The sequence below is a fragment of the Streptomyces sp. NPDC056734 genome (assembly GCF_042790455.1).
Lineage (GTDB): Bacteria > Actinomycetota > Actinomycetes > Streptomycetales > Streptomycetaceae > Streptomyces.
On the sequence record NZ_JBHTZD010000029.1, the window covers coordinates 30,770 to 51,311 of the forward strand.

At 72.3% G+C, this 20,542-nt stretch carries 13 protein-coding genes and 2 pseudogenes; 2 read left to right on the forward strand and 13 right to left on the reverse strand.

The genetic code is table 11. From position 1 onward, the window contains the following. Window positions 1–266: 266 nt before the first annotated feature. Window positions 267–3,926, reverse strand: a complete 3,660-nt coding sequence (locus tag ACFRFC_RS32950; RefSeq protein WP_382692151.1) for an NACHT domain-containing protein — start codon at window positions 3,924–3,926, stop codon at window positions 267–269. A gap of 132 nt (window positions 3,927–4,058) precedes the next feature. Between ACFRFC_RS32950 and ACFRFC_RS32955 the strand changes: the two genes are divergently transcribed. After that, window positions 4,059–4,289 (forward strand): hypothetical protein, encoded by a 231-nt coding sequence (locus ACFRFC_RS32955; protein WP_382692152.1) that lies wholly within the window; start codon window positions 4,059–4,061, stop codon window positions 4,287–4,289. A 258-nt stretch (window positions 4,290–4,547) separates the two neighbouring features. On the opposite strand, the gene ACFRFC_RS32960 is transcribed toward ACFRFC_RS32955, so the two are convergent. The 9 genes and pseudogenes from ACFRFC_RS32960 to ACFRFC_RS33000 form a co-directional block, all read right to left on the reverse strand. After that, window positions 4,548–5,471 (reverse strand): LD-carboxypeptidase, encoded by a 924-nt coding sequence (locus tag ACFRFC_RS32960; RefSeq protein ID WP_382692196.1) that lies wholly within the window; start codon window positions 5,469–5,471, stop codon window positions 4,548–4,550. A 14-nt stretch (window positions 5,472–5,485) separates the two neighbouring features. Continuing rightward, window positions 5,486–7,441, reverse strand: a complete 1,956-nt coding sequence (locus ACFRFC_RS32965) for a prolyl oligopeptidase family serine peptidase (RefSeq protein ID WP_382692153.1) — start codon at window positions 7,439–7,441, stop codon at window positions 5,486–5,488. 20 nt (window positions 7,442–7,461) lie between these two features. Further along, on the reverse strand, window positions 7,462–8,766 hold the full coding sequence (locus tag ACFRFC_RS32970) for a M20/M25/M40 family metallo-hydrolase (RefSeq protein WP_382692154.1): 1,305 nt from the start codon (window positions 8,764–8,766) through the stop codon (window positions 7,462–7,464). Continuing rightward, complete coding sequence (locus ACFRFC_RS32975; protein ID WP_382692155.1) at window positions 8,759–9,592, reverse strand: M55 family metallopeptidase; 834 nt, start codon at window positions 9,590–9,592, stop codon at window positions 8,759–8,761. Before ACFRFC_RS32975 ends, ACFRFC_RS32970 begins: the two co-directional genes overlap by 8 nt. Window positions 9,593–9,655: 63 nt before the next feature. Continuing rightward, window positions 9,656–10,423: a class E sortase gene (locus ACFRFC_RS32980; RefSeq protein ID WP_382692156.1), complete on the reverse strand. Its 768-nt coding sequence runs from the start codon at window positions 10,421–10,423 to the stop codon at window positions 9,656–9,658. Window positions 10,424–10,554: 131 nt separating this feature from the next. Then, the gene (locus ACFRFC_RS32985; protein ID WP_382692157.1) at window positions 10,555–11,280 is read right to left on the reverse strand and encodes a class I SAM-dependent methyltransferase; all 726 of its coding nucleotides are present in this window, start codon (window positions 11,278–11,280) and stop codon (window positions 10,555–10,557) included. A gap of 140 nt (window positions 11,281–11,420) precedes the next feature. Continuing rightward, window positions 11,421–13,880, reverse strand: a pseudogene (locus tag ACFRFC_RS32990) (SpoIIE family protein phosphatase). A 207-nt stretch (window positions 13,881–14,087) separates the two neighbouring features. Beyond that, complete coding sequence (locus tag ACFRFC_RS32995) at window positions 14,088–16,577, reverse strand: MFS transporter (protein ID WP_382692158.1); 2,490 nt, start codon at window positions 16,575–16,577, stop codon at window positions 14,088–14,090. Between the two features lie 214 nt (window positions 16,578–16,791). After that, complete coding sequence (locus ACFRFC_RS33000; protein WP_382692159.1) at window positions 16,792–17,235, reverse strand: SRPBCC family protein; 444 nt, start codon at window positions 17,233–17,235, stop codon at window positions 16,792–16,794. 223 nt (window positions 17,236–17,458) lie between these two features. Here ACFRFC_RS33000 and ACFRFC_RS33005 point away from each other — a divergent pair. Beyond that, a pseudogene (locus ACFRFC_RS33005) lies at window positions 17,459–17,686 on the forward strand (radical SAM protein); the annotation flags it as partial. A gap of 415 nt (window positions 17,687–18,101) precedes the next feature. Here the strand turns inward: ACFRFC_RS33005 and ACFRFC_RS33010 are convergent. From ACFRFC_RS33010 to ACFRFC_RS33020, 3 genes are all read right to left on the reverse strand, one after another. After that, the gene (locus ACFRFC_RS33010) at window positions 18,102–18,299 is read right to left on the reverse strand and encodes a hypothetical protein (protein ID WP_382692160.1); all 198 of its coding nucleotides are present in this window, start codon (window positions 18,297–18,299) and stop codon (window positions 18,102–18,104) included. A 61-nt stretch (window positions 18,300–18,360) separates the two neighbouring features. Further along, window positions 18,361–19,587 (reverse strand): helix-turn-helix domain-containing protein, encoded by a 1,227-nt coding sequence (locus ACFRFC_RS33015; protein ID WP_382692161.1) that lies wholly within the window; start codon window positions 19,585–19,587, stop codon window positions 18,361–18,363. A gap of 97 nt (window positions 19,588–19,684) precedes the next feature. Continuing rightward, window positions 19,685–20,269, reverse strand: a complete 585-nt coding sequence (locus ACFRFC_RS33020; RefSeq protein ID WP_382692162.1) for a recombinase family protein — start codon at window positions 20,267–20,269, stop codon at window positions 19,685–19,687. Window positions 20,270–20,542: the final 273 nt, after the last annotated feature.

Here is a 20,542-nt window from a genome sequence, read left to right on the forward strand (position 1 = left end):
GTCGGCGATCCTCCGGGAGCCGGACGACGGCCGCCCGTCGCGGACCGCCCCTTTCGGTGCGGCGGACAGGTCTTCCGCGTGCTGGTCGACGCGTCGGGCGCCGAACGGGAGGGTGCGGGCTGCGGCACGCGTGCGTTCATCGCGGGCAGCGGCGAGTACCGGGACGAGGAGTCCTGGACGGGCACCGGGCCCGGGACGGCCGGGCGTCGCCGGGCAGGCAGGACAGGCGCAGCGCGCCCTAGGTCCGCCGGGCCCGGACGGCCGGTTCAGCACATGGTGTCGAGCCACGTCAGCAGGGTCTCCAGGCGGCGCCGGTGGTGGATCTCCGTCGGTTCCTCCGTGGCCAGGTGGTCGCGGAGCAGCCGGGCCGCGCCCTCGGGGGTGAGGAGCTGGGCGATGTCCTCCACCAGGACCAGGGCGTTGCTCATCGAGGGGTAGCCGCGCACCCGCAGCAGATGGCGCCAGATCTCGGCTGCGGCGTCCGCTTCGCCGCAGGCGGCGAGGGCGCGGGCGATCATGCGCTGCTGGTCGAAGTCGAGCGAGGGATGCCGGCAGGTGTCCTGGACCACCTGCGCTAGCCGGCCCCGCAGATCGAGGGCGGCGCGGACCCCGAGCGAGTGTTCCGCCTGTGCGCCGGTCCCGCCGGGACACCGCAGCACCAGATCGGCGATCCGCAGGGACAGTTCGTCGATGTCCGGCTCGTCGTCCGCCCCGAGCGCCTTCAGCACTCCCGTGCCCCAGGCCGCGCCCCCGGCCGGCGCGTCGCACAGGTCGGCGAGCAGGGCGAGGGCGGCCGTGCGGTCGGCCCTGAGCAGTACCGCGGACGCCTGCCGGTAGTCCTCCTCCCGTGCCAGCGCCGACTCCAGCAGCCGGCGGGCGACACCCCACGCCCGCTCACCGAGCTGATGGTCGAGGAGCAGTTGCGCGTAGTCGGCACGGTCGAAGGGATGCAGGCGGGCCGCGACGGCGGACCGCGCGTCCAGTTCCTTCAGCTCGGCGGTCTCATGGCAGCCGACCCACAGGTCGACGACCTCCACGGCGTTGACGACCAGTTCGTGATCGCCCCTCAGCTGGGGCTCGGCCCACTCGCCGACCGGATACCCGGCCCCGGCCTCCGTCAGCGCCCGGATCACCAGCGTCTCGGCCCACAGCCCGGCCCCGCTCTCCCGCCCGCGGGCCAGCAGCGCCCGGACCGGCTCCGCGGCGTCGGCGCCCCGCACCCTCAGCCACAGCTCGGCCGCCCGCTTCTGGACGAGGTCCCGGGTCGGCGGCGCGTCGATCACGGTCCGGGCCAGCTCCGCCGCGAGGGGTGCCGCTCCCGCCTGCTCCAGCGCCTGGGCCAGCGCCGTACGCCCCGCGTAGTCGTGCGCGGGCCGCTCCTGACCGAGGGCGGCCACCTCGTCCATGACGTCGTCCGAAACGGCGGAGCCCAGCCAGGCCGTGACCGCGCGGAGCAGGGTGCCCTCCCGCGCGTGGGGATCGGCGAGCACCTTGCGCGCCGCCGATTCGGTCTCCTGGGGCAGGTCGAGCACCCAGTACGTCTCGGCGGCCAGGGAGTACTCCCACGGTCCCGCGTCGGCCTCCGCCAGGAGCGTGGCGATCCGGTCCCGTACGGCGTGCTCCGTCTCCTCGTCCAGCTCCAGGGCGAGCCGCGCGGCCTGGGGCAGCGGGCCGTAGAGGAGTTCCAGCAGGGGGCGCAGCAGTCGTCCGGTGATCTGCGGCGGCACGAGTTTGCCGAGCGCGGTGACGGCGTGGAAGCGCTGGATGGGGGAGAGTTCGGGCGCCGCCGCGAGGCTCTCCAGGGCCGGCACCACGCCGTGGCGGTCGCCGAGCAGCGCCAGTGCGCGCGCCGCGTCGGCCGCCTCGTCCTCCTCGGACCGGGCGAACCCGACCAGCCGTCCGACGATCCTCGCCATCAGCTCGGGGCCGGGGTCGGCGCCCTCCGCCACCAGCCGCGCGGCCAGCCGCACCCGGTCCGGCGCCGGATGGGCCAGCAACTGGCCGAAGACCAGGGCCGGGGCGTGCTCGTCGCGGGTGGCGCACCGGCACACCACGAAGAAGGCCAGCGACTCCCGCGTCCCCCCGTACGCCCGCCGGATCCACGCCTCCAGCCCGTCCCCGTCCCCCTCTGTGTCCCCGTCCGCGCCGATCTCCCCGGCGTATTTCACGGCCGCGAGAAACTCCGCGAAACTCTGGTGCAGGAAGCGGAACTGCTCCCCCGCCAGCACCAGCGGCCCGGTGCTGGTCAGTACCGTCGGCAACTCCTCCTCCCAGCCCGCCGGGAGCCGCGCGCCCGCCCGGCGCCGGATCCAGGCCCGCGCGGCACCGACGAGATCCTCCTCGCCCTCGGTGTGCAGCCGGGCCAGCTCCACGATCAGCTCGTCGAACGCGTCGGACGAGCCGGAGGAGTGGGGTGAGTGAGACGAGTGAGACGAGTGGGATGAGTGGGGTGGCTCGGTCGTGCGGGACGAGCCGAGCGAGTGGGAGAACCACTCCGGCAACCGCCCCGCGCCCCCGCGCCCACCGCGTTCCCGCAGCCGCAGCCGCGCCAGGAACCCCTCGTACAGGGCGACGCGGTTGGAGGGGAGGGGTGCTGCCGGTTCGAGGGTGGCGTGGACCAGGGCGATGGTGGCCAGGAGGGGGTTGCGGAGCAGGTCGCCGAGGCCGTTGTCCTCGCTGGTCTCGGTCAGGAAGCGGCCGAGCGCCGCGCCGGGCGAGGGCACCCGGTCGCGCTGTGCCTCGAACCACCGGCCGGCGTAGTCGCGCAGTTCGGCGGTGCCGAACGGCTGGATCTCGAACTCCCCCACGCTCAGCGGGCTGTTGCGCAGCGGGGCCAGTTCGCTGGCCGGGAGCGGCCGGGTGGTCACCACCAGCCGGTAGGCGGACTCGCGCTGGCCGTGCCGGGCCAGGGTGCGGATGATCTCGGCCCGCTGGCGGCGGTCCGTCACCTCGTCGAGGCCATCCACGAAGACCAGCCAGCGTGCGCCCTGCGGCCGGGACGCGAACAGCGCGGCGGGCGGGTCGGCGCCGAGCATGGGACCGAGGGTGTGCAGGGTGGCGCGGCGCAGGCACTCGCTCCAGGAGCCGTGCTCGGTGGCCAGCACGGACGCGGGCAGATGCAGCGGCACCAGCGGCTCGGCGACGGGGGCGTCCTGGATGGTCGACAGGCTCAGCCACACCCCGCACAGGGAGCGCACCAGATGGTGGGCCAGCGTGGACTTCCCGGCCCCGGCCTCCCCGGTGATGAGCAGATGGTCGTGGCGGGCGAGGGCGTCGGCGACGGACAGCACCTGTCCGCCCGCGGGGGCGGCCGGTGTGTCGCGGGCGGCCCACGGCCGTGGCTCGGCGGGCAGCGGCTCATCGCCGGACAGCCGCTCGACGCCGTCCTCCTTCGCCGGGGCGCCGGGGCCGCGCGGCGCGGACGGGTCGTCCGGCTCGGTGGAGCGGCCCGCGGCGACCCGCCGGACGCTGTGGCGTACGTAGACCGCCGCGAGACCGGGTTCGGCGAGCCCGAGCAGCGGGTACGGCAGGGAGTCCAGATAGCCGTACTGGGCTTCCAGGAGGTCACGCAGGGCGGGGGACGGAGCCGTGATGTCGGCCCAGGTCTCCACGGCCGGGCGGGCCCTTCTGCGCTCGTCCTCCTCGGCCCGGTCCCGTTCCCGTTTGGCCTCGGCCCACAGCCGGGTGATGTCCTCCGGGTCCCGGCCGAGGCCCTCGGCGAGCATCCGGATGCGGGGCAGGGGCAGCATCTTGGCCGCGTTCAGCGCGTCGTAGAGGTCCTTGAGATTGAGGCCGGTCAGCTGGGCCGTACGCCGTACGGAGCCCTGCCCGACGCCTTGCGCGATGGCGTCCTCGAACCAGCTGGAGATCGCCTCCAGTTCCTCCAGCCGCTTGCGGTCCCCCGACGGCGGTCGTCCCGTCCGCATGCCGATCCCCCCGAACCCATGCCGACTTTCTCCGAGTTTCCCCACGGTAGCGGCAAACTCCCGCCGGGGCCGACGGTGTTGGGGAGCCCGGGGAAACGGGTTACGACATCGACGCCCCGTCAGGAGAACGCCGTGGAAACCCTGCTGACTGCCCATCCGGCCCTGTGGGCCGCGACGCTGCTGGCCGGCGCGGTCGCCGGGGTGACCCGCGCCTGGATCGCCCACCGCACCGCCGTACGCCGCGAGGAGGAACACACCCGCCGGGTCGAACTGGCCCTGGACGACACCAGTGGCCCACACCGCGTGGCGGTGGTACGAGCGGCCCGTGGCCTGGGCCCGTCGCCGGAGACCGAGCGTGAGTGACGTGGCCCGGTGGACTTGTCCGACGGCGAGCCACCGGGTCCAGTGGGCCCGGCCGACGGCGCGTCACCCGGTCCAGTGGGCCCGGCCCACTGCGCCCGGGCCGACGACAGACGACCCCGCCCACCGGCCCCCGGGCCGACCCCGAGCACCCCACCCCACCGAACCCACCCCACCCCACCGAGGCCCTCCACCCCCAGCACCCGCCCCCCACCCCAAGGCGAACCCCCCCCCCAGCCCACCCGCACAACCGCGAACGCGTCACCCCAGCGCCGGTTCCCCCAACACCACCACCCCCGCCCCCGCGTCCAGCTCCGCCGTCACCCCGAACGGGATCGTCAGGGCCCCGGCGGCGTGGCCGAAGCCGAACTCCTCCGCGACCGGGACGCCCAGCGGGCCCAGCCGGTCGGCGAGCAGGACCCGTACCCGTTCGTAGGGATCGCAGTCGTGCCAGGACCCGAGCAGGACACCGCGCACCCCGTCGAGCCACCCGGCGCGCAGCAGCTGGGTGAGGTAGCGGTCCAGCCGGTAGGTCTCCTCGCCCACGTCCTCCAGGCAGAGCAGCCCGCCGGCGGCGGAGGGGCGGGCGCCCGGGGTGCCCAGTTCGGCGGCGAGGAGGGAGAGACAGCCGCCGAGCAGGACGCCCCGGGCCCGGCCCGGCACCAGCGCGCCCGCGCCGGAGGCGATCGTCATGACCGTCTCGGGGGCGAACAGCGTCGCCCGCAGATGTTCCTGGGCCCGCGCGTTCTTGATGAAGTCGACGCCCGCCGCCATCGGCCCGTGCAGGGTGACCAGGCCGAGGCGGGTGGCGAACGCCTCGTGCAGCGCGGTGATGTCGCTGAAGCCGACGAACACCTTCGGCCCGGCGGCCCGCATCGCGTCCCAGTCGAGCAGATCGGCCATGCGCTGGACCCCGTAGCCGCCCCGCGCGCACAGCACGGCGTCCACGGACGGGTCGCACCAGGCGCGCTGGAGGTCGGCGGCCCGGTCGGCGTCGGTGCCCGCGAGGTAGCCGAAGTCGGCGTGCCGGTCCAGGACATGGGGCAGGGCGTACGGGTCGAGGTCCCAGCCGCGCAGCACGTCCAGGCCCGCCTGGAGGCGCTCCTCCGGTACGGGACCGCTGGGCGCGACGACGGCCACCTTGGCCCCGGGCGCGAGCCGGGCGGGCCGGAGCAGGTCCCGCACCGGGGACGGGTCCGTCACGTGGTCAGCTCCAGGGTCGTCGTCAGCCCGGGCGGCTTCAGCCCGAACACCTCGGCGTACAGGGCGAGTTCGGCTTCCAGGGCCCGGATCATGGTGTCGGCGCGGCGGAAACCATGGCCCTCGCCCGCGAAGGCGAGGTAGGCGTGCGGGACGCCCCGGCCCGCCATCCGGGCAAGCAGCCGTTCGGCCTGCGCGGGCGGGCAGATCACGTCGTCCAGGCCCTGGAGCAGCAGGAAGGGCGCGGTGATCCGCTCGGCGTGGGTGATCGGGGAGCGCTCGGCGTAGCGCGCGGGCACCTCGGCGTAGGGTCCGACCAGGCTCTCCAGGTACTGGGACTCGAAGTCGTGGGTGCCGTCCGTGGTCCAGTCGGTGAGGTCGAGCACGGGGTAGCTGATGGTGCCGCAGGCGTAGACGTCGGTGGTGGCGAGGGACGCGGCGGCGGTCCAGCCGCCCGCGCTGCCGCCGCGTACGGCGAGCCGGGCCCGGTCGGCGGTGCCCTCCCGGGCGAGGGCGAGGGCGACGGCCGCGCAGTCCTCGACGTCGACGACGCCCCACTGTTCGCGCAGCCGGTCGCGGTACGCGCGCCCGTATCCGGTGGAGCCGCTGTAGTTGACCTCGGCGACGCCGATGCCGCGTGAGGTGAAGTAGGTGATCTCCAGGTCGAGGACGAGCGGGCTGCGGCCGGTGGGCCCGCCGTGCGCCCACACCACGTAGGGCGGCCGTTCCCCGTCGGGCGCGGTGTACCCGGGGTGGTGCGGGGGATGGAGGTGGGCGTGGATGTCGCGTCCGCCGGGGCCGGTGAAGACCCTGGCCTCGGGTTCCGCGTAGTGGGCGGGGTCGACGGCGTCCTGGTGGGGGGCGCCGATGACCCGGGTGTGGCCGGTACGGGCGTCCAGCTCGACCACCTCGTACCCCCGGCGGGGCCCGGCTCCCACGCCCACCACCCGCTCACCGTGCACGGCCAGCGTGGGCGCGAACTCGGTCCAGGGACCGGCCGCGTCCACGATCTCGCCGGTGCCGGGGTCGAGCAGGCCGAGCGCGGCACCGCCCCGGCCGTGCACGACGGCGATCGACCCGCTGTCCAGCGGCGCGAACCAGCGCTGCCCGATCTTCCACAGCGGCCCGCCGAACTCCTCCTCGCGCGGGCACAGAGGCCGTCCGTCGCGGTACAGGTTCCACCAGCCGCTGCGGTCGCTCGCGTACAGCAGCGATCCGTCGGCGGCGAACTCGGCCTGCGCGATCGACTCCCCGGGCCCGCCCGCGACGGTCCGCGCCCCGGTCAGCGTCCCGTCCCCGCAGACGTCGGCGAGGACCAGCTCACTCCCGTCCCAGGGCATCCGGGGATGGTCCCAGCCCAGCCACACCGCCCGCCGCCCGTCGGGCGACAGCCGGACCCCGGTGACGAACCGATGCCGCTCGGGTACGAGTTCCCGCACCGCCGACCGGTCCTTCGCGGCGGACCCGTCCAGCGGTACGGCGGCCAGGACCCGGCGTACATCGGTGGGCCCCGGACCGGTGAACTCCTCCAGGACGCACCACACCTCACCCCGGCCGGCCAGGATCTGCGGATCGGCCCAGCGCAGCCCGCCGCCGACCGCCGACACCGGGGTCAGCGGCCGGGGCTCGCCGCCGGGCTCGCAGCGGTGGAGCCGCTGGTCGGCGAAGTGGGTGAACACCACCAGTGGCCCGTCACCGGTCATGGTCCCCGCCCAGGGCTGTCCGCCGTACTCGATGACCCGGCTGCGGACGTTCCAGGGGGCGGGCAGGACGGATTCCGCGGTGCCGTCGGGGCGGCGGCGGATCAGGGTGCGCCGGCCGCCCTCGGTGGGGCGGGGCTCGGTCCACCAGACCTCGTCGCCGACGAAGCCGGTGTACTCGGGGTGCCCGTCGTGGGCGGCGGCGAGGGCCGCGTCCACCGGGGAGGGCCAGGAGCCGTACGGGAGTGTGCGCATGCGGTGGTCTTCCCCCTCGCCTAGGCCGTGCGCAGGAAGCGGTCGAGCACATCGACGCCGAAGTGCAGTGCCGCGACGGGGACCCGCTCGTCGACGCCGTGGAAGAGGGCCTGGTAGTCGAAGCCCTCGGGCAGCTTCAGCGGGGCGAAGCCGTAGCCGGTGATGCCGAGCCGGGAGAACTGCTTGGCGTCGGTGCCACCGGACATGCAGTACGGCACCACGTGCCCCTCGGGCGCGAACTCCTGGACGGCCGCCCGCATCCGCGCGAAGATCGGCGAGTCGACGGGCGCCTGGAGAGCGGTCTCATGGTGGCTGTACTCCCAGTCCACGTCGGGCCCGGTCAGCGCGTCCAGCGTCGTACGGAACTCGTCCTCGCCGCCCGGCAGATACCGCCCGTCGACATACGCGACGGCCTCGCCCGGAATGACATTGACCTTGTACCCGGCGCTGAGCATGGTCGGGTTGGCGCTGTTGCGTACGGTCGCCTCCACCAGCTTGGCCGCCGGGCCCAGCTTGGTGAGCAGCCCGTCGATGTCGTCGAAGTCGGGGTCGACGCCGTAGAGCGCGGCGAGTTCGGTGAGGGCGGCGCGCACGGTCGGGGTGAGCCTGAGCGGCCACTCATGGGCGCCGATGCGGGCGATGGCGGCGGACAGCCGGGTCACCGCGTTCTCCCGGTTGACCTTGGAGCCGTGCCCGGCGCGTCCGCGCGCGGTGAGCTTCACCCAGCCGGTACCGCGCTCACCTGCGGCGATCGGATAGATCTGGCGCCCGGAGCCATCGTGAAAGGTGAAAGCACCCGACTCACTGACCCCCTCCGTGCATCCCTCGAACAGCCCCGCGTGCTGATCGGCGAGGAAGCCGGAGCCGTCCTCGGCGCTGGCCTCCTCGTCGGCGGTGAACGCGATCACCACGTCCCGCCGGGGCCCGACGCCCTCGCGTGCCCAGGAGCGGACGACGGCGAGGATCATCGCGTCCATGTTCTTCATGTCGACCGCGCCCCGCCCCCAGACCACACCGTCCCGGATCTCCCCGGAGAAGGGATGCACGCTCCAGTCGGCGGCCTCGGCCGGCACGACATCCAGATGCCCATGAACAAGCAGCGCGTCGGCGGACGGATCGCTGCCCCGGACGCGGGCGACGACATTGGTCCGCCCGGGAACGCGCTCCAGCAGCACCGGTTCCAGCCCGGCCCCCGCGAGCCGCTCGGCCGCGTACTCGGCGGCGGGCCGCTCCCGGCAGTCGCCGCCGCCCCGGTTGGTGGTGTCGATCCGGATGAGGTCCGAGGTGAAGGTGACCACCTCTTCCCGTGCCTGCCGGTCAGCCATACTGCTCCTCCACGGCGGCCGAGACGACGGTCGTGACGGCCTTGAACGTACGGATGGTGTCGTACATGGTCGGGTTGCTGTACGCCACCTTGCGCTCCCCGGTCCGGGCGACCCCGGGCACGACGGTCGCGGCCATCGCCAGATGCTCGGCGTCGAACTCCAGGGCCACGGTGTGCGGCCCGGCGCTCACCGGCTCGTGCCGCACGGCCAGCGCGACGGCCTCCTTGGCGGCACCCCGGATGTCGGCGGCGGTCCTGGCGGGCGTACGGCACACGGCCGCGTACCGCGAGACATGGTCCTTGACGGCGACCTTGCGGGCGCCGGGCGCGTAGCCGAGCGCGTCCTCGCAGGCCACGTCGTCGCCGGTGACCAGCACCACCGGCACCCCGTACTCGGCGACCACCCGCGCGTTGAGCAGTCCCTCGCTCGCCCGCACACCGTCCAGCCAGACACCGGTGATGGAGTTGGCGAGGTAGGTGTGGGCGAGCACGCCCTCGTCCCCGGCACCCGCGTGGTACCCGACGAACGCGATGCCGTCCACGTCACCGTGCTGGACGCCCTCGACCATGGAGAGCGACTTGTGCCGCCCGGTGAGCATCTCGGCGCGCTCGTCGAGCCGCTCCAGCAGCAGATTGCGCATGGTCCAGTGCGCCTCGTTGATCAGCACCTCATCCGCGCCGCCGTCGAAGAACCCGAGCACGGCGGCATGGACATCGGAGGTGAACATCGCCCGGCACCGCTCCCACTGCGGCGTCCCCGGCAGCACGTCGGCCGGCCAGGTGACACCGGTGGCGCCTTCCATGTCGGCGCTGATGAGGATCTTCATGGAGCGTCACGTTACGCGGTGACCCGGACCCGGGCCAGGAGGGGGGTTCCCGAAGATTTTCCGTCAGGATGCCTGATCGGCGCCAGAAACAGCGGCCGTCTCCACCAGGACGCCAATTTTGTCGATGCGGTGCTCGGGGTTGCCCATCTCGTCCCGCCAGAAATTGCCGGCCGCGTCGTCCTCGGGCGTGGCACAGGTGGAGACGGTGATCATGGCCTGGGTCGGGGTGCGGCCGGGCTCGCCGGGGACGGGTGCGCGCTGCTCCTCCAGGGAGCTGGGGGTGCGGAAGGACGTCTCCCGGGTCTCGGTGATCTCGTAGGTGTAGATCACGCCGCCGAACTCCACGGTGACCGGGTCGCCCTCGGCGAGGTCGGGCAGGTCGCGCAGTGGGCCGCCCGCGCTGAGCCGGTGGGCGGTGACGAGGTAGTTGCCGATCTCGCCGGGGCCGACCCCGCCGTCGTCGCCGTGGGGGCTGGCGCCGACGCCCTCGTTCTGGATGACGGTGCCGGGCATGTCATCCGTCGTGCCCTCGTAGGGGACTATCTCCAGGTCCGTCAGGCCGATGCCGGGGATGCTCAGCGCGGCGGAGTCGGTGCGGGGGTCGGCGTCCGGGGTCGGGGTGGGCGCGGCGGACGAAGGTGCGGTGCTGTCCGTCGGGGTCGCACCGGTGGTGGAGGCGGGTGGACTGCTCGTGGCGGTGGCGGGCGGGGGGCTCGCGGCGGGCTCGGACAGGGAGGCGGAGGCACTCGGCGTGGCCGAGTCGGCACATCCTGTGAGGAAGAGCGTGAGTCCCGCGGCGAGTGCGGCGGTGACACTGCGCCTGGCGGTCATACGAACGAGCATAGGCGCGGATTGCGCCGTTCGGGTGGTCGGCCGAATGCCTGTGGAACACCTGTTCGCCGACTGTCAGTTCCCGGTCCCGGCCGGGCGGCGCCCCGAGACGAGCCGCCCGGCGTGGGCGGTCAGGGCGTCCGGCCCACTGTCTGCCACTTCGAGGGCAGTTCGAGACGGGCGCCGCCGGGTCCGTACTCCGTGGTGGTCAGGGGGAGTTCACCGCTCGCGAGGACCGTGAGTCCGGCCGCACCGAGATACACGGGCACCGCCGAGTCGGCCACCTCCCCCGGTGCTATGCCGTGCCGGAAGACCGGCGCGAGCTTGGCGGGCGGACCGGACGGACTCTGTGCCAGCCCCTTGAGGACACCCCCGGCGGCCTCCGCCAGCTCCACCACGAAGGCCCGCCCGCGCGTGCCGACCAGAGTGGCTATGGAGTCCACCAGCGTCTGCCGGTCGCCGGGGTCCGCCTGGTGCAGCACGCCGCGCATATAGACATTGGCGTCGCCCAGCTCCGCGTGCAGCGCCCGCGCCTCGGTGGGCTCGGCGGCGTCCAGCACCCGGTAGCCCGCCTGTCCGGCCGGGTCGGCGGCTCGCGCGTGCTCCAGCGCCGCCGCCGACAGATCGACGCCGAGCACCCGGGGGAACCGCTCGGCGAGGAACCGGGTCTGGGTGCCGTTGCCGCAGCCCAGGTCGACCAGCGGCAGCCCCGGGTCCACGATCCGCGGCTCGAACAGCGCCAGATGCATCCCCGAGGTCAGCACGGGCTCGGCGTCCCAGAACACCGCCCCGGGTCCGTCCGGCGCCTCCCGCCAGAACCCTTCCCAGGACTCCCGATACCGCAAGGTCACACTCATGCCCAACTCCCGAGGACGCGCAGTCATATCACCGTAAGTAACGGTCGAGTACGGTCATATCGTGCCCGGAAGTGCGCTACAAGCGTCGCGGGGATTCCTTCACGACGCCTCCGGCGTCCGTACGCTCCCCAGGAGGGGCCCTACCGGCGCCTGGGCAGGGCCAGTTCGAACCACACCGTCTTACCGGCACCGGTCCGGCTCGCTCCCCACTCGCGCGCCAGGGTGCTCACCACCCGCAGACCGCGCCCCGCGTCGTCCAGCGGCTGGGCGCTCAGCAGGGCCGGCAGCTCGTGATCGTCGTCATCGACCTCGCACAGCAGGCTCTCGCCGCGCACCAGCCGCAGTTCGACCGGCCCGCGGTGGGAGTGCCGTACGGCATTGGTGACCAGCTCGCTGACCATCAGCTCGGCGGTGTCGGTCAGCTTCTGCCCCAGCCCCCACTCGTGCAGCTGCTCGCGGACCACCGCCCGCGAGCGGCACACCTCGGACGGGTCCACGGTGAACCGCCACTCGGCCACGTCGCACGGTTCGATGCCGCCCAGACGGGCCATCAGCAGGGCCACGTCGTCCCTGCGCCCGCCACGGGGGTTCAGGGCGCGGATGATGGTGTCGCAGGCGTCGTCCATGGACGCGGCCGGGTGGGCGGCGGACTCGCACAGCGTGGCCGGGCCGACGCCGATGTCCTCGCCGCGCATCTCCACCAGCCCGTCGGTGCACATCACCAGCCGGTCGCCGGGCGCCACCCGTACCCGTACCGCCTCGAAGGGCACCCCGCCGATGCCGATCGGGGCGCCGGTCGGCAGCGCCGGCAGCTCGCTGCGCCCGTCCTCGGCGCGCACCACGACCGGCGGGATGTGCCCGGCGTTGGCGAGGGACAGCTCGCCGGCGATCGGGTCGTGGACCACGTACAGACAGGTGGCGAGGTAGGTGTCCCCGAGCCGCTGGGCGAGGTCGTCGAGGTTGCGCAGCAGCCGGGCGGGCGGCAGGTCGAGCGCGGCCATGGTCTGCACCGCGGTGCGCAACTGCCCCATCATGGCGGCCGAGTTGAGGCCGTGGCCCATCACCTCGCCGACCACGAACGCGGTGCGGGCGCCGGGCAGTTTCACCGAGTCGAACCAGTCGCCGCCGATCCCTCCCAGCAGGGTGCCGGGCAGATAGCGGGTGGCGATGTCACAGCCCGCCATGCGCGCCGGGATGTGCGGCAGCATGCTGTCCTGGAGGGTCTCGGCGACGCTCTCCTGGTACGTGTACATGCGCGCGTTGTCGAGTACGAGGCCGGCGCGGGCGGCGAGTTCGGCGCCGGTCACCCGGTCCATGTCGTCGAAGACCTCCCGCTCGGGGTGGCGCAGCAGCACCATGAAGCCCAGCACGACATTGCGGGCCTTGAGCGGGACGACCAGCATCGAGCGGTGGTTGATCAGCGGCCGGATGTCCCGCTTCTCGAACTGCGAGGCGATGGCGTGTCCCAGCTCCTCGCTGATCCTCGGCACCAGGACCGGTTCACCCGTGGTCATGCACTGGAAGAAGGGGGTGTACGCGGGGAACGGCATGGCCTCGCCGACGGAGATCACGTCGTCCCAGCGGCCCGGCTCGTCGGTGTGCTCGACGGCGACCCGGTGTCACAGGGTGGTGGTGTCCGGCACCCCGTCGGGGAACCCCTCCCCCGCCACCACCTGTTCCCGCAGACAGGTTCCGGCGACATCGGTGAAGCGCGGTACGACGGCCCGGCTGACCTCGGTGATCGTGCGGGACAGATCGAGGGAGGTGCCGATCCTCCCGCTCACCTCGTTGAGGAACTCCAGCCGCTCCCGTACGGCGGCGTACTCCAGATCCTCTCCGTCGTCGGCGTCCTGCCGCGCCACGGGTAATCCGTGCGCGCGGGCCCGTTCGGCGCGCTCGCGTCGGGCGCGGCGCTCGACGCGCCGGGGCACTCCCCAGTCGGGGGTGACCGGCACCCGTTCATGCCGGCTGAACTCCAGGACCGGATAGCCCAGTTCGAGGATCTGGGAGGCGATCCGGGCGCTCTCCCGGACGCTCATGCTGGGCAGGATCTCGGGGAGCCGCCGGGCGAGCTGCTCGGCGCCGGGGAAGTCGGTGTGCAGGGCGAAGCCGGGGGCGACGCGCTCCACGTGGCTGTGGTCCCGGGCGAGCCGGCCGGCGTCGGCGGCGAGCACCAGCAGCCGCTGCGGCCCCGGCCCGACCAGCGGATAGGCCCACCACAGCACATCGATCCGGGCGCCCTCGGGCACGGTGAGCCGGGCGCGTCCGGCGGCCGGGTAGGAGAGCCGCCCGTCGAGCGAGGACTCCAGGTCGGCGCCGTCGGGTCCGGCCGCGTCGAACACCGCGTCCCCGGCGGTGGATCGCCCGTCGTCGTCGGGCAGGGCGCCGGAGACGGGCAGCAGATCGGTGACCGGGCGGCCGATAGCGCCTTCCTTGGCGACCCCGAAGATCCGGCGGGCGCCGCTGCTCCAGTGGGAGACCAGTCCGTCCGGGTCGACCACGACCACGGCCAGGGGGATGCGTCCGGCAGCGGGACGGCCGGTCGCCGTCGCCGCCTCGGCCGCTCGGCCGGGTGCCTCCCGGTCGGTGCCACGGTTCATGGCCCCGCCTCTCTCCCCCGTGCCTGAACAAGATCTGTCCCCGCCACCACGGTACGGGGGCGCCCGCTCACGATGTGTGCCAATGGGCGAATTCCCCGAGCGCAACCGCTCCGGCGCACGCGCTCGCGCCCTGGGGGCGGGTGCGTGCGCCATGGGGGCGGCTGCCGGAGCGGCCCGCGCGCTAGGGCGTGGGTGTCCGGGCGGCCCTCAGTCCTCGTGTCCCAGCTGGAGGTCCCGTTCCGTACGGCCGCCGCCCGCGACCTGGAGGACGGTCGCGACGGGCGGGTATCCGGCGGCGATGACGGTGTACTCGCCGGAGGAGAGGTCGATGAAGCGGAAGGCGCCGTCGGGGCCGGTGGTGAGGGTGTCGACGACATTTCCGGCGGCGTCCAGGAGGGTGACGCGGGCGTCCTCGACGGGGCGTCCGCCGCTGGCCCGGACCGTGCCGCGCAGCACGGCGCCGCCCGCGAGTTCGATGTCCTGGCGGGTCTCGCGGGATGCCTGGACGGTGACGGGGAGGGCGGCCGGGCGGAAGGCGGGGGCGCTGGCGGCGAGGGTGTACTCGCCCGCCACGAGTTCGGTGATGACGTACCCGCCCTCGCGTCCGCTGCGGGTGCTGGAGACGACCTCGCCGTGGACGTTGGTGAGGGTGACGGTGGCGTCCCGCACGGGGGTGCCGTCGGCGGTGACGACGGCACCGGCGAGCCGGCCCGCGCCGCCGAGGACGACGTCGAGTTCGACGGGGCGTTCGCCGACCGTGACGGAGACGGCCTGCGGCTGGTGGCCGCCGGCGGCGGCGATCAGGACGTAGGCGCCGGTGCCGGGCGTGGCGAGCGCGTAGCGGCCGTCCTCGCCGCTGGCGCCCCGGCCGATCTGCTGTCCGGCCACGTCGATGAGGGTGAGCGCCGCGCGGGGCACGACGGTGCCGTCGGGGTGCTGCACGGTGCCGCAGACGGGGATTCCGGCGGCGTAGGGCGTACGGGCGCCGGGGACGGGGGCGTGCACGGCGGCGGCGTCCGTCCCGGCGGTCGGGGCGCTGTGCGGCGCGGTGCTGTTCACGAGGGGTTTCTCCTTGAGGAAGAAGGCGATGAGCAGGCCGAGGACGAGCACCGGCACGAGATACAGGAAGATCCTCGGCATGGCGTCGGCGTACGCCTGGATGTAGGCGTCGCGCAGGGCCGGTGGCAGGGCGTGCACGGCCTGCGGGGTGATCGACTCGGCGTCCGGCAGGCCCGCGCCGGACTGTGCGGGCAGCCGGTCGGCGAGGGCGTCGGTGAGGCGGTTCGCGAAGAGCGTGCCGAAGACGGCCGCGCCGACGCTGCCGCCGATCTGCCGGAAGTAGTTGTTGGCGCTGGTGGCGGTGCCGAGGTCGGCGGGGCGTACGGAGTTCTGGACGGCGAGCACCAGGACCGGCATCACCATGCCGATGCCGGCGCCGAGGACGAACATCCAGACGCTGTACTGCCAGCGGGGCGTGTCGGTCTCCAGCCGGGACAGCAGCCACATGCCCGCCACGGACAGGACGCTGCCGAGGATCGGGTGGATGCGGTAGCGGCCGGAGGTGCTGATGAGCTGTCCGGAGATGATCGACGCGCCGACGATGCCGCCCATCATCGGCAGCATCAGCAGCCCGGATTCGGTGGCGGAGGCGCCGTCGACCATCTGGAGATAGGTCGGCAGATAGCTGGCCGCGCCGAAGAGGGCGACGCCGATCACCAGGCCCACCAGGGCGGTGACGTTGAAGACGGAGTCGCGGAACAGGCGCAGCGGGATGAGGGGTTCGGCGGCGAAGCGCTCGGCGACCAGGAAGAGCAGCGTGGAGAGCACCGCCCCGGCCGCGAGGGCGAGGATGAGGCGCGAGCCCCAGGCGTGCTCGGTGCCGCCCCAGCTGGTCAGCAGGACCAGGCAGGTGGAGGCGGCGGCGAGCAGCAATGTGCCGAGCACGTCGAAGCGGGGTTTCGCGGTGGGTTTGGGGAGTTTGAGGACGACGGCGACCACGGCCATGGTGAGCAGGCCGAAGGGGACGTTGATGTAGAAGCACCAGCGCCAGGAGAGATGGTCGGTGAAGTAGCCGCCGAGCAGCGGCCCGGCCACCGACGCGAGACCGAAGGCGGCGCCGATCAGGCCCATGAACCGGCCGCGGTCCCGGGGCGGCACGATGTCGGCGATGATCGCCTGGACGCCGATCATCAGGCCGCCCGCGCCGATGCCCTGCACCGCGCGGAAGGCGATCAGCTGGTCCATGGTCTGGGCGCGGCCCGCGAGCGCGGAGCCGATGACGAAGACGACGATGGCGAACTGGAAGACGCCCTTGCGGCCGAGGAGGTCGCCAAGCTTGCCGTAGACCGGGAGTCCGACGGTGGAGGTGAGCAGATAGGCGGTGATCGCCCAGGACATCCGGTCCAGGCCGTGCAGTTCACCGACGATCTTCGGCAGCGCGGTGGCGATGATCATCTGCTCCAGCGCGGCGAGCAGCAGCGCCAGCATCAGCCCGAAGAACACCAGCCGCACCCGGCGCGGGCTGAGATCGCCGGGGGAGGCGGGGGGTACCGGGGCGGGGGGTGGTGCGTCCCCCGCCGGTCGTTCCCTCGCCGGTCGTTCCCTCGCCCGCTCGTCCGGCTGCTCGTCCCCTACCGGCTCGTCCCGTACCGGCCCGTACCGTTCCGGCTCGTCCTTCACCAGGGTGTCCCCGCCCACGTAACGCTCCCCTCGTCGCGCCTGCCGCACATGTCCCGCGTAAAGCGAGAACTAACGACAAGCGCCACGAGTTACGACGTAACGCCACATTCTGGGCGGATCCACTCGAACCGGTGAGACTCAACTCCCTTACGGCGAAGGGTCCTTGACTCCGGGGAGCCAGGAAGCCAGAAGAGTCGGGAAGCCAGGAGGAGTCGGGAAGCTCCCGCTTCTTCTACTTCTCCACCTCGGTGGCCAGTCGGGCGAGGATGGCGTCATAGATCCGGCCGAGGCCCTTGGGCGCGAAGGTCTTCTCGAAGAAGCCGCCGATGCCGCCGGCGCCGGTCCAGGTGCTGGTCACCACGACCCGGGACTTGCCCTCGCCGCCCGGGGTGACCCGCCAGACGGTGACCATGGAGGAGTTGCGGTCCTTCTCGACCAGTTCGCCGTCGCTGGGCTCGGTGACCTCCAGCAGACAGTCACGGACGCGCTTGCTGGTGGCCTGGAGCTTCCAGTGGACGAGGGTGCCCTCACCGTCGCCGCCCTCGCGCACCTCGTACTCGCTGAACTGCTCCGGCAGCAAGTTCGCGCGCGCGCCGGCGTAGTCGGCGAGCGTGTCGAACACCGTCTCCGGGTCCGCTGCGACGACCCGCTCGGTAGTGGCCTCGACCTGCGCCATCGGCTTCCTCCAGGACATGGTTCTCGGGGACTGCTCCGGATGCGGCCCACCCAACCACCCCCGTCGCCATGACCCAAATCGGGGTCCGGCGGCCGTTACGGAAGTGATCAAAGGAGTGACACGCCGTATCCGAAATTGACGTACACAGCTTCTTCGCACTGACGTTCGCACGATCATGGGAACGTGTGTTCTATTCTGGGGTCAGTGCTATCGAGGAGGCGTCATGCGCTGGGAGAACCTCACAGTGGAGTCCGGCGGCCACAGCCGGGCGGCCGACGCCGCGCTGTTCGGCGCGGACGCGGTGGTCAGCAGAACCTTCGACACGCCCGAGTTCAAGGGCATCACGTTCCACGAGGTGCGGGCCCGCTCGATCCTCAACCGGGTGCCCGGCGCCTCCCGGATGCCGTTCGAATGGACGATCAACCCCTACCGGGGCTGCTCGCACGCCTGCCCGTAGTGGATCGTCTCACAACGTCCGCACCAGAACACGCGCTGATCGTCAGCCCGGTAACCATCAGCGCGACCATCGCGCGCTCCGGCCCGTTGTCCTGGGGTTGCTGGCTCATTCGGTGCGGACCGCCAGAACGATGCCAAGCGCGATGAGACCCCAGCAGATCACCACGCCGATCCCCCACGCGACCCTGCCGACCGTCCGCCTGGCCGTACGGCTCACTCCGCACGCCTCACGTGTTCCGGGGACACGAGCCACTCAGCCCCGCCGCCCTCCGGCCACAGGAACGCTGTAGGACGCTTGCGGCGCTCTCCGGGCGGGTCGGCGGGGTCCTCATAGTCCTTGATCACGTCCCGCAGGATGCCGACACGTCCCGCCGCATCCTCCACGCGGCGGCCGATGTCCGCCCGCGTGATCATCTGTGCCCCTCCGGGTGCCGCCGCATGTAGACGTTGCAGTCAGACACGGTGGTCATGTCGCCACCGATGCGAGCACGGTCCCGCACGTTCGCGAGTTCGGTGCAGCCCGGACACCCCTCTACCGGGGTCGGCTCCAGCTCCCCATGTAACGGCAGTTCCACCGGCATGGTCTGGTAGCGCGTTGGTTCGGTCATTGCGCGACCGTAGGAACGGCGGGGCACATCGAGGGGCACAGTCTGTACCCCCATCAACATCTCAAGCGGGCAGGCCGACCGCCTCAGCGAGTTGAGCGGCGTCGTGACGCAAGGATTCCGGGCCGCTCTGCAATCCTCGCACCAGATCGTGAGTCTCACGGTTCCATCGAGGCGTTTCCGGTGCCGCCTCTGTGGCGTCCCGGAGTAGTTCGACCACGTGCCCAGACTGATTGCGCATGGCGTGCGCGCGGGCCACCTCAATCAGGTGTCGGGCGCGCCGGGGGCGGGCGGGGATGTCGGAGGGGGCGATCCGGTCGGCCCATCTCAGGGCCGTGCCTGCCTGCCGCAACTCGACAGCGACGGTCACGGCATGGATGGGAACTACCTGCGCGGAAGCGGAAGTTGGTGACGACCAATGGTCGCTGGGCAACGTGGCGGCCACTGCTTCGGCGCGGTCGAACCAATGCCAGGCGTCGCCCGCCTCCCCCGCGCGCGCGTGCGTGATGGCCGCGTGGAAGGCCATGGCTGCCCATGCCGCCGCAACTGTCGGCGAGTCGCTGCGGACAGGAGACAGCACTCGTAGAGCTTCCTCCGTCATCACTTGCGCCGACTCCCATTGCCCCGATTCCCTGAACGCCTGCACCAGGAACCATGCCGCCTGCCCTATGGCCGCCTCATCCCCGGAAGCACGGGCCGCCGCTAGCGAGCGCTCCGAGACACGCCAGACGAGGTTTCCGTCTCCCTGGTAAGCGGCGTACATCTGCACCAGGTTCAGAGCTGAGGCGTAGAGCACAAGGGCGCGCCGTTGGTCCGGGCAATCGGGGTGCGAGGCAGCGAGAGATGCGTGAGAGATCAGCGACGGGAGTAGTTCACCGAGAGCCGTTCGGTGGTCGCCCCGGGCATCTCTCGTGCGCCACCCAGCAGCCAACGCGGCTGCCACATGGTCCACGGACGGGACACGTCCCTCCGGATCACCCAACGGTGCCGTATCGACCGCACGACGTACCACAGAAAGTGCCGGATGCTCAGATGCCGAGAACAGAGACGTCGGCAGTGAGACAGAGCCTGTCAGAGCGGACAGGTCCGGCACGTCAAGAAACTCTGCGAGCTTGACCAGCATGGGCAGCCGTGGGGGGAGCAATCGACCGGTCTCAATGGCCTTGACCCAACCTTCGGACTTGCCGACATGACCGGCGAGAACAGCGCGAGTCTTCCCAGCGCGCTTCCGATAGAACTTGATGCGCTCGCCCACCGGCAACGACGGGTCGAGCGGAGTCGCAGATCCCATAGCGTCAGGCTACGGCTACCGCAAGTGTTCGGGCCAGAGAAGCGCGCGAGACCGCCCACCCCCATCGGTGAACGGTCTCCCTCGGGCCCGGTGCGGATCACTCCGTGTCGGCAAGCGCCCGGTACAGCGTCGCGCGGGACACCCCGAGAGCCTTGGCAACGGCCGTGACGCTCTCCCCCTTGGCACGGCGCGCCTTGGCCACAGCGAGCTTGTCAGCGTCCATCACAGCGGGTCGGCCACCGGTACGCCCCTGAGCCTTGGCAGCGTCCAGACCCGCCCGCGTCCGCTCCACGATCATGTCTCGCTCCAGCTCAGCAAAGGCGACCATCATCGTGAAGAAGAACTTGCCCTCACCCTTCGGGGAGTAGCTACCGGCCAGCGTGCCCGTGAGGATGCGGAGGCTGATCCCTCGGGCGTGCAAGTCCTCAGCGATGGTCAGCACATCCTTCGTGGAGCGTCCCAACCGGTCCAGTTTCCACACGCACAGGGTGTCCCCCTCGCGCATGTAGTCGAGAGCGGCGATCAGTCCCGCGCGGTCGGCGTTCTTCCCGCTCGCCTTGTCCTCGAAGACCCGCGCGCATCCCGCCTCGCTCAGCGCGTCCGTCTGAAGCCGCGCGTCCTGCGCGTTGGTGCTGACCCGCTTGTAGCCGATCAGGGTCCCGGTGTTCGCGTTCTTCGTCATGACCCGATCGTCTCAGAACCCATCTCAGAACTCTAGAGGCTGTGGGCATGTTTTGAGACGGGTTTTGAACACTGATCCGGCCCTCTGAGGATGTTGGGCGGACCGTCTCACAAACCATCGTTTGATGGACGCCCGGTTGGTCGTCACGCTGCGCCACAGCCCAACGGCGTCAATCCCCAGACTTGTACGGACGGAGCGGAGCAGCCACCTGACGGTGACTCGATGCACGCCGACGGGTTCACCCCCTGTCCGCCCCATCCGCCAAACCGCGTG

Excerpts from the sequence above, each read along its gene's own strand:
- ACFRFC_RS32950 (WP_382692151.1), bottom strand. The coding sequence starts at position 3,926 with ATGCGGACGGGACGACCGCCGTCGGGGGACCGCAAGCGGCTGGAGGAA.
- ACFRFC_RS32965 (WP_382692153.1), bottom strand. The coding sequence starts at position 7,441 with ATGCGCACACTCCCGTACGGCTCCTGGCCCTCCCCGGTGGACGCGGCC.
- ACFRFC_RS32970 (WP_382692154.1), bottom strand. The coding sequence starts at position 8,766 with ATGGCTGACCGGCAGGCACGGGAAGAGGTGGTCACCTTCACCTCGGAC.
- ACFRFC_RS32975 (WP_382692155.1), bottom strand. The coding sequence starts at position 9,592 with ATGAAGATCCTCATCAGCGCCGACATGGAAGGCGCCACCGGTGTCACC.
- ACFRFC_RS32980 (WP_382692156.1), bottom strand. The coding sequence starts at position 10,423 with ATGACCGCCAGGCGCAGTGTCACCGCCGCACTCGCCGCGGGACTCACG.
- ACFRFC_RS32985 (WP_382692157.1), bottom strand. The coding sequence starts at position 11,280 with ATGAGTGTGACCTTGCGGTATCGGGAGTCCTGGGAAGGGTTCTGGCGG.
- ACFRFC_RS33000 (WP_382692159.1), bottom strand. The coding sequence starts at position 17,235 with ATGGCGCAGGTCGAGGCCACTACCGAGCGGGTCGTCGCAGCGGACCCG.
- ACFRFC_RS33010 (WP_382692160.1), bottom strand. The coding sequence starts at position 18,299 with ATGACCGAACCAACGCGCTACCAGACCATGCCGGTGGAACTGCCGTTA.
- ACFRFC_RS33015 (WP_382692161.1), bottom strand. The coding sequence starts at position 19,587 with ATGGGATCTGCGACTCCGCTCGACCCGTCGTTGCCGGTGGGCGAGCGC.
- ACFRFC_RS33020 (WP_382692162.1), bottom strand. The coding sequence starts at position 20,269 with ATGACGAAGAACGCGAACACCGGGACCCTGATCGGCTACAAGCGGGTC.